The organism is Halorubrum sp. AJ67 (assembly GCF_000513435.1).
The window spans coordinates 109,506-117,668 of sequence record NZ_CBVY010000012.1; the positions used below are offsets into that span (position 1 = coordinate 109,506).

11 protein-coding genes and 1 tRNA gene are annotated in these 8,163 nt (G+C 60.7%); 1 reads left to right on the forward strand and 11 read right to left on the reverse strand.

Annotated features, from left to right (window positions below; all coding sequences use genetic code 11):
* Positions 1–618 precede the first annotated feature (618 nt).
* A tRNA-Arg gene (locus BN903_RS10805) sits at positions 619–691 on the forward strand.
* Positions 692–988: 297 nt separating this feature from the next.
* Here BN903_RS10805 and BN903_RS10810 read toward each other — a convergent pair.
* The 11 genes from BN903_RS10810 to BN903_RS10855 all read right to left on the reverse strand — a co-directional run bounded on the left by BN903_RS10810 (position 989) and on the right by BN903_RS10855 (position 8,081).
* Complete coding sequence (locus tag BN903_RS10810) at positions 989–1,405, reverse strand: PIN domain-containing protein (protein ID WP_048077735.1); 417 nt, start codon at positions 1,403–1,405, stop codon at positions 989–991.
* 8 nt (positions 1,406–1,413) lie between these two features.
* Positions 1,414–1,644: a hypothetical protein gene (locus tag BN903_RS10815; RefSeq protein WP_048077736.1), complete on the reverse strand. Its 231-nt coding sequence runs from the start codon at positions 1,642–1,644 to the stop codon at positions 1,414–1,416.
* 698 nt (positions 1,645–2,342) lie between these two features.
* Positions 2,343–3,089, reverse strand: coding sequence for a hypothetical protein (locus BN903_RS10820; RefSeq protein WP_048077737.1), 747 nt, complete (start codon positions 3,087–3,089; stop codon positions 2,343–2,345).
* Between the two features lie 134 nt (positions 3,090–3,223).
* A complete protein-coding gene (locus tag BN903_RS16860; RefSeq protein WP_195155781.1) occupies positions 3,224–3,739 on the reverse strand; it encodes a hypothetical protein in 516 nt (171 codons plus the stop codon).
* Between the two features lie 73 nt (positions 3,740–3,812).
* Positions 3,813–4,226, reverse strand: coding sequence for a hypothetical protein (locus tag BN903_RS10825; RefSeq protein ID WP_048077738.1), 414 nt, complete (start codon positions 4,224–4,226; stop codon positions 3,813–3,815).
* 216 nt (positions 4,227–4,442) lie between these two features.
* The gene (locus tag BN903_RS10830; protein ID WP_048077739.1) at positions 4,443–4,874 is read right to left on the reverse strand and encodes a type IV pilin; all 432 of its coding nucleotides are present in this window, start codon (positions 4,872–4,874) and stop codon (positions 4,443–4,445) included.
* A 324-nt stretch (positions 4,875–5,198) separates the two neighbouring features.
* Positions 5,199–5,654, reverse strand: a complete 456-nt coding sequence (locus BN903_RS10835) for a type IV pilin (protein ID WP_048077759.1) — start codon at positions 5,652–5,654, stop codon at positions 5,199–5,201.
* Between the two features lie 230 nt (positions 5,655–5,884).
* Complete coding sequence (locus BN903_RS10840) at positions 5,885–6,250, reverse strand: hypothetical protein (protein WP_195155782.1); 366 nt, start codon at positions 6,248–6,250, stop codon at positions 5,885–5,887.
* Between the two features lie 45 nt (positions 6,251–6,295).
* Entirely contained in the window at positions 6,296–6,670 is a 375-nt protein-coding gene (locus BN903_RS10845; protein ID WP_048077740.1) for a hypothetical protein, read from the reverse strand.
* Between the two features lie 111 nt (positions 6,671–6,781).
* On the reverse strand, positions 6,782–7,087 hold the full coding sequence (locus BN903_RS10850) for a hypothetical protein (RefSeq protein ID WP_079890642.1): 306 nt from the start codon (positions 7,085–7,087) through the stop codon (positions 6,782–6,784).
* A 142-nt stretch (positions 7,088–7,229) separates the two neighbouring features.
* A complete protein-coding gene (locus tag BN903_RS10855; protein ID WP_048077741.1) occupies positions 7,230–8,081 on the reverse strand; it encodes an SDR family oxidoreductase in 852 nt (283 codons plus the stop codon).
* Between the last annotated feature and the right edge of the window lie 82 nt (positions 8,082–8,163).

Here is an 8,163-nt window from a genome sequence, read left to right on the forward strand (position 1 = left end):
GCCTCCCGCGACTCGGTCACCCGGGTGGACGCGGTCGAGGAGGTCGGTCCCGACGAGCGCCTCGCGCTCCACGCCGACGACGTCCGGCACCGACGGCCCGGCGAACAGCACTTCGCCGTCAACGGCGACGGCGAGGAGGAATCGATCGGCCTCGCGAGGACGCGACGCGCCATTCGCGGGCGTCCCGCCGACGCCTCCCGACGCTCGGTCGATACCGGCGGAGGTACTCGGCGACCCGTCGGTCTCGGCGCGTTCGGCTGGAGGGACGAACCCGTCTCGGGCGTTGGCCGGTGCGTCGGTCGCGGTTCGCTCGTCTGTGTCGGGGACCTCTCCCTCGTCGCCGCCGCGGCCGGGCGTCGACGTGTCGGATGGACGGAGCGTCACGGTCAGTTCTACCGATGATACGAACGCGGGGTGATAAAGCTGCGTGCCGCTAGAATCAGATGTGATAACTAGCGGGCGGCGCGGATCGTCTACGCCGTCAAGTCGGACCCCGGCAACACGGACGGTCCGGTCGATACCGAATCCGACCTCTTGGAGTGGCAAACCGACCCGCGGTCGCCCGGAGACGACCCGAGTCAGAAGCGTTAAACGCTCGCCGCGGATATCCGCTCGTGAGGGCGCGTAGCTCAGCGGACAGAGCACTTGGTTCCGGACCAAGATGCCGCGGGTTCAAATCCCGTCGCGCCCGTGTTCTCGCATCGCTTCGCTCGCTCGAACACGGGCGCGACTGGCTCCACGCTCGCTCACTGCGTTCGCTCGCGTGGATCCCGTCGCGGTCGTTGGCTTCTAATCTCACAACGACAGTATAACTCCACGTAACGACCAGTAACAGTGTTATCCGTCTTCGAGGGCGTCGTAGAGGTCCCGGTTCGAATCGCGGTCGTCCGCCGCGACCCGCCGGACCAGATCCCGCCGGGTGTCCTCCATCACGCCGTCGAGCGGTGACACGGTTTCCGCTTCCTCTTCGGTGGATGTCTGTATTCCATCAGCGTGTCTCGAACGAGCCGATCACGTCGCTCGTCGAGTACGTCTCGACCAGATTCTGCTCCTCGAAGTCGGTGTCATCGCTCCAGATCGCCGCTCCAGCAGCAATCGCACACGCAAGATAGAGCACATCGTCCGGATCGGTGTCACCGATCGCGTCGTCCGCCCGATCGATAGCCGGATAGAAGTCGTCCGCGGGGACGATATCGATGTACCGGAACAGAAGGTCGACGAACTGTGCCACTCGGTCCGGTTCCATCCCGGACTTCTCTACGATCAGACCCCGGTAGTTCCCGATCTCGTCGCGGACGAACGCAGGTGTCAGCAGGTCCGGCTCAAGCGTGACGATGAGTTCTCGCGTCTTCGAGTCGGCGATGAGTGCCGAGATGACGACGTTCGCGTCGACAACCAACTTCATCGCCGAGTTTACGCTGATTCCTCGTCGACACGTTTGCGTCCACTTTCGTTGATCTTGTCGGCGATCTCCCGGACATCGGTCTCGGTGAGTTCGCTCTCACCGGCGAGCTCGTCCAGTACTTCGAGGGCTTCAATCTTCTCTTCTATCGCCTGTCGAGTGACCTCGCTCCAGTTGATCTCGGGGTGTCTCTCCATACGCGCTTTCAGATCGTCGTCGACGTTGACCGTGATGCTCGGCATACAGAAACCTATACTTTCACAGAATACTGTGTCTTTCGGTGTTTCTATTCCTCTCGATCTCAGCCGCCTCACGGCTTACAGGTTGGGTCGTTCGACAGCGACGTAGTGCCAGTTGCGCCTTTCCCGCCGTAAATTGGTCGGCTACCGATGATGTTCGGAACGGGTCCGAGCCTCGCGTGTGTCCGTGAAATCTCGCTGATGAGCGTGGTCGGCGTCGGTGTCGCGACCGAAGCGATACCGGACGGACTCGAGTCGCGAGCGACGCAAAGAGGCGGTGACGCACGACCGCGACGAGACGGGTGCGAATAGTCGGCCTGCGCGGTCCGCGTGGGGGAAGGGCCGGACGCTCCAGTAGCGCGGCCCTCGCGAGTGGTAACGCTACTTTCCTTTTTTCGGCTGTTTTCGACGGGATCGACCTTCTCGACCGGTGGGATCGAGACGATCTCAACCGCAACACAAGCGGGGATCTCGACTCGACGAGCTGGTCGTCGACGCCGAACCGACACCGGAGGGTCGGTTGGCGGTTAGAGGTGTGGCGAAGGCCACAGATTCTAAGGTACCACCTCGACTTTCGCGAGAATGTCCGCACACCTGCGGTGCGCTCGAAAATTATGACATAAGAGGCTCTGTTGAAATCCTCTTCTTCAGGCACATTCTCGCCTGAAACGACTGCTCGCTGAAAAGTGCGGATAGACCAGTCACTCCGGATTATCGTACGGAGATGTCCCACGGATCTTATCGAACGCGACGAGTGGTATCGAAGCGAATGAAGCGAGGACACCGAGCGCAGCGACTGAGCGTATCGATATGACGAGGATGTACGCGACGCCGATTGCTACAGGTACCGGTTCAGTGAGCGACATTTCGTGGATTGTGCTAATCTCGATGCCAGCGAGGTACTCCGTGATAACGAAGGTTGAGATGAGCATAGTGACGAGACTTAGAGTGAATATCGCCGGGATGCGAGCCCAAGCGGACTCGGGGAGGAGCCCGCCGACGTAGTACAAGAGTCGAAGCACTATCCCGCCGCCCGCGAACAGTGTAGCGACGAGCACCAAGATGAAAATGACAGGTTCGTACCGTGTGATGAGGAACGAAATAGAGAGGACGAGCATCGCGTTGAATAAGCTGAAGAGTGCGAGGCGAAGGTTATCGAGACGGTAGTGGGCGCGGTGTAGGTTATGCCAAGACCCGGCTTCGACGGCGAGTTCCTTATACACGAGATAGAGTAACAGTAGTGTCATTCCGAGCGCGGAAACGAAACCGATCGCGTACATGAGTTCCGGGTTAGTACTTGTCCCGATAGTCGGCGCGGCTTGCGTGATGTACACGGCGACGGCGGCGAACACACCCATAACAACAAGAAGCGCGGATCTGTCTTGGATGAACTTAGCGAGATCCACGCTACGAGGATCCAAGTCGTCTGTTTGTTTTGGTTTACTCATGTCTGATTGTCATTTCCTATCAAGGTAGTATTTACGCTGTTTTTATTTACTCTCCGATGTGTTCTTTATATGTACTGACCGGAACCGGGACAGAACCTATCAATCCTTGAGGATTTCAACAGAGGCACATAAGACTAAAAACCTCGCTGTATATCGTCGATCCTGTCCTCCAAATCGCTCACTCTACGACTCAAACTTCCTCTCCCTCCTCCGCGGCCGACACCGACCTCATCCTCTAAATTGCTAACACGTTCCTCAAGACTCCTTCCACCCATCCCTTGAGAGTCAGAAATAAATGAAAAGGTGTCTTCTTGTATTCCCTCTACTTCGCTTTTAGTCTCCATCACTTCACTTTGTGTTTCCTCGATCTCAGATTTGATCGTTTTAGCACGCTTCTTAGTCGAGTCAATTTCGGATTTGGCTTCGCCTATATTAGACTCAATCTGACTCATTTCTACATACACAGTAGCAGTAACTAGCCATTCAATTAGTGCCCCCAATAGAAAGAGCACAATCCATAATCGAGGATATTCAGGACGTATGAGCGTGCTAATCAACAATAAGATTGCTCCAGAAATCAATACAAGTGATTTAAACGCCAAGCTTCGTTCCAAGATCGATTGCGGGATTATGTCATTCAGAGATGACATAATCATATGAGGACACTGCCGGGAAATGGTTGTTTTGATTATAATGTCGTCCGGAGCAGTAACGACACCGAAGTTACTTGGATTTATTACAGAGTTGTAGTTGTCCAGAATGTAACTGTGCCTCCCGCGAATGACTCCGATGGTGCGTCTTACCGGGATTCGTCCAGTTCGTGATCTCTAAATCCCGAGCCCTCACCGTCCGGGACGATACGATGGTTATCTCCCGACCCTCTGCCCGGTACCACACGAGCGCATACCCGCCGTCAGCGTCCGCGAGCGTCTCGTGCTGGTCCTCCCAGAACTTGAACGTCGGTCGGACGCCGTTCACCATCGAGCCTTTCACGTCCCACGGCCGGCCGCCGCGGTCCGTCGCGTCGAACTTCAGTCCGTCCACGACCGGATAGTCGAGCGTCAGCGGATAGTGGTCGGTCGCCCACAGCTCGACGAGCTTCCCGTACCGACCGACGATCGCCGGGTCGTAGCTCACGGCGATCCTCGTTTTGGTTGGTCGACGGGACGATCTCGCTTACTGGCGGATTCTCGGCTGAATCCCTGCTCGTGTACCTAATTCAGTCGAACTAGAACATTCACAATCGTAGCGAGTCGAATTCTGCGGGAATCTGGCAACTAAATGCCTGTATGATTGCGTTGCGGTCGCGAGCAGAAACAGAAAGCCGCAGGTGAAAATAAAGGAACTATGCGATTAGCTGAAGTCCCACGTCCGCTCGAAGATCGCGTTCCCGCTCGGGTCGTGGATGATCCGAACGGTAGCCTCACCGCTGTTCCAGTCCGCTGGACTCTCGGCATCGTCCACCTTAGTGATCTCCTTCCGTTCACCGGTTTCCCAAGTATCGCCCGGGAAGGATGAGTTGACTCTCTCACCGTCAACGGAGAGTACGAGATCTCCCGCATCGAGCGACTGACCGCCCGTTTTAGTTATATTGATCGTTTGCGTGCTATTGTCGTCGATTGTGAAGCTCGCCTGCGGCGCGGTGTCACCTAACTGATCGCCGAGTCCGAGAACGAACGTCCCGATAACGGCCGCCAGGATGACGGTGATCGCGACCATGAGGATAACGCCGATGACGGGACTCACTGCCCTGTCTTCTGCGTTGGATTGGTTGCTTGGTTTCATAGTTTGAACCCAGCGGCCACCGCCGAACGAGACCCCGGACGACTCGGACGTCGCTATCGACGCCGGAGTCGACCCGAGTCCGTTCGGATCGGTTGCTGGTTACTACTGTATACGCCGGACTACCTTATGTACTTACTGGCGTGAATATCAACGGAGAAACTTGGCTATGGGGCTGAAATAGTTGGTTTATCTTCTGATACACGGAATCTACGGCTTGTTCCTTCCCATGAACATCAATTGTGTGTGTTGAAGTAGACGGGTCGGTAACGCTGTCGACCCACATTCAAAAATTCGAAAAGAACGGTTGAACGCTACTTTGGGGCTTCAGCTGACCGTTGCCGTATCCTCGAATATCGCGTTCCCGCTGGGATCGTGGATGAGCCTGACTTCCACCGTGTCATCGCTCTCGTAGTCTTCACCGATCGGTCCCACGACCGCTGTGGTCCCGCTCTGCCACGTGTCTGTTACATCGGACCCCTCTGCGACGGTTCCGCTTCTGCTCCCGTCAATGGAAACGGTGATCTGGTTCGGATCCAAGTCCTGACCGCCCGTCTTTGTGATGCTGACGTTCACGTCACTAGGCGTACCAGTTTCGTTCACTGTCACTTCATCCACGGTAAAACTCGCCTGCGGCGCGGTGTCGCCTAACTGATCGCCGAGTCCGAGCACGAACGTCCCGATAACGGCCGCCAGAATGACGGTGATCGCGACCATGAGGATGACGCCGATAACGGGACTCACTGCCCTGTCGTCCGCGTTCGACTGGTTGCTTGGTTTCATAATTTGAACCCAGCGCCCAAGGAGCGGGATGTCGAGATACCCGGCCGGCATCGTCGACGCCGAAGACAACCTCGCACCCGTTCAGATCGGTTGCTGGTTGCTCGTGGAGAGGGCGATTCCCTTTATGAACTTACTGCCGCGGATATCAACGGGGAAAATCGGACCGACGCCCGTCACCCCACTCTCCCGTCCCGTCTCGGATTCGACGCCGATCCGGACGCCTCCCGCGGTCACTCGTCGGACGCGGTGACGACGCCGTCGTCGCCGGTCGGCGCTTCGATATCGACGGTGTGGCGCGTGTGTCGCGCGTGCGTCTCCGCCCAGCGTCGCGCGGGCCGCTCCGAGAGGAACCGCTCGCCGTCGGGGCAGCGTCGACACCGGACGGTCCACGGCGTCACGTCGTCCGGGTAGTGGCCGGTGTGGCGCTCGTGGTCGAGCGCGAACTGCTCTATCGCGTGGCCGCCCGGCGGAATCTCGTCGAGCTCGCGGTCGAGGTCCCACTCGCGGTCACAGCGAGCACACGAGACGGTCGGTACCTCCGGTCTGTCGTCGGGAGCCGAATCGTCCGTCACGCGTCCGCTTCGCTCTGCGGCCATTTGAACGCCGCCCTCCGCGGTTCGACGCGGCGACGAGGCCGGTTCCTACAACCGGTCGAGGGCGTCGTCGAGGTCGAACTGCTCGGTCGTCTCGTCGAAGCCCTCCCCGCGCGCGTCCGAGAGCTCCGACGGATCAGCCCCGTCGTCCGTCGACGATCCCGCCGAAGTCGGGCTCGCGATCCGGACGTGTTCGTGGCCGATCGAGTCCGCGGTCACCGTCGCCTCGAACCGCTCGCGCTCCGCGGCCGGCCCCTCGAACGACTCGATGTCCTCGACGCCCTCGACCGCACACGCCACCGCGAGACACACCGCTTCGCGGAGCCGGTCGATCGTCTCCCACCCGTCCGGCGGCACGCGGGGGAGGGAACGCTCGCGGACCTGCCACGTCTCGATCACCAGCTCCGCGCTGCGAGAAGGCATTCGTACGCGATCTACGGGACGCGCGATCAAGTGCGTTTCGCCCGACGGTCCGCCGCCGCCGTGAACCGCGACGCCCGCGACGCCCGCGACGCTCCCGGCCGTCCGACCGATTCAGCGTCGGTCGCGAACATGGCCGCTCGTCGTGATGTCGATGTCGAGCTTCTCCGTCCCGCGGATCCAATCGAGGTATCCCCGGAGGCGGTCCGCCGACCGGAGCGCCTCGACGGTGTCGTACGTCTCCCGCAGCTCGGCGTTGGTGAGCAGCGCGTGGACCTGGTCGTGACACGGCCGACAGAGCATTACCGTAGGGCTGGTCGCCCGCTCTTCCGGCCGGAGATGGTGTTCTTGGACGACCTGCGGGTCGTCGATCCGCCCGTCCGGAACGACACGACGACAGAGCGCGCAGGTCGTCGCCATACGTCCCGAAGGTCGTGCGGCCGTATATCTCCTGCCCGACCGCGTCGCTACGGGTGGCGCTCGCGACGGTCGATTCAGTCGACCGACGCCGTCGACGCGCTCGACCCGGCGGCGCGTCGGGGCCGCACCTCGACGGAGACGCTCACGCCTCGCGTTCGAACTCGGTGTCGAACATGCGCGCCGACATCGGTGCCGGGTCGCCGTCGGTGAGGTTGTACGCAGCGAAGTCGGCCACGCCCGCCTCGCGGAGCAGCTCCTCGTCGTAGAAGCTGTTGCCCGTACACTCCGCCGGGTCGCGCGCGAGGATCTCCAGCACCGCGTCGGAGACGATCTCTGGAGTGCGCCAGTCGTCCTCGGTCCCGAGTCCGAAGTAGCGGGTCGCGCGGGTGTCGATGGTCGTCACGGGCCAGAACGTGTTACAGCCGACGTCGTCGCTACCCAGCTCCTCGGCGAGCGAGAGCGTGATGAACGACATCCCGAGCTTCGACCACGCGTACGGCGCTTTCCCCGGCGAGCGGTCGGTCACGACCGGCGGCGAGTTCGACAGGAGCCACGCCCCGTCACGCTCCGCGAGGTGGTCCGCGAACGCGTGCGCGACGAGGTGGCTGCCGCGGACGTTCACGTCGGTCAGGAGGTCGAACCGGTCGGCCGGCAGGTCGGCGACGTTCGCCAGCTGGATGGCGCTCGCGTTGTTGATCACGATGTCGATCTCCCCGAAGTGGTCGATCGCCTCCTCGACGACCGCCTCCACGCGGTCCTCGTCGCGGAGGTCGAGTTCGCACGCGAGCGCCTCGGCCCCGCGCTCGCGCACCTCGCGGGCCGTCTGCTCGATCGACCCCTCCAGCTCGGTGTCGTCCTCGTCGGTCGTCTTCCCCGTCGAGACGACGTCACAGCCGTGGTCGGCGAGCGCGAGCGCGATCTGCTTTCCGATGCCGCGAGTCGTCCCCGTGATGAACGCCGTCGAACCCGAGAGGTCGGGCGCTGCGAGTGCCATGCCCTCGGATCGGTCGACCGAACCATAATTCCCGGTGTCCCGAGCGCGGCCCCGCGACGCGCCCGTCGGGCGCAAACCACTT

Coding starts and splice junctions, on each gene's coding strand:
- BN903_RS10810 (WP_048077735.1), bottom strand. CDS start 1,405: ATGAAGTTGGTTGTCGACGCGAACGTCGTCATCTCGGCACTCATCGCC.
- BN903_RS10815 (WP_048077736.1), bottom strand. CDS start 1,644: ATGCCGAGCATCACGGTCAACGTCGACGACGATCTGAAAGCGCGTATG.
- BN903_RS10820 (WP_048077737.1), bottom strand. CDS start 3,089: ATGAGTAAACCAAAACAAACAGACGACTTGGATCCTCGTAGCGTGGAT.
- BN903_RS16860 (WP_195155781.1), bottom strand. CDS start 3,739: ATGTCATCTCTGAATGACATAATCCCGCAATCGATCTTGGAACGAAGC.
- BN903_RS10830 (WP_048077739.1), bottom strand. CDS start 4,874: ATGAAACCAAGCAACCAATCCAACGCAGAAGACAGGGCAGTGAGTCCC.
- BN903_RS10835 (WP_048077759.1), bottom strand. CDS start 5,654: ATGAAACCAAGCAACCAGTCGAACGCGGACGACAGGGCAGTGAGTCCC.
- BN903_RS10840 (WP_195155782.1), bottom strand. CDS start 6,250: ATGGCCGCAGAGCGAAGCGGACGCGTGACGGACGATTCGGCTCCCGAC.
- BN903_RS10845 (WP_048077740.1), bottom strand. CDS start 6,670: ATGCCTTCTCGCAGCGCGGAGCTGGTGATCGAGACGTGGCAGGTCCGC.
- BN903_RS10850 (WP_079890642.1), bottom strand. CDS start 7,087: ATGGCGACGACCTGCGCGCTCTGTCGTCGTGTCGTTCCGGACGGGCGG.
- BN903_RS10855 (WP_048077741.1), bottom strand. CDS start 8,081: ATGGCACTCGCAGCGCCCGACCTCTCGGGTTCGACGGCGTTCATCACG.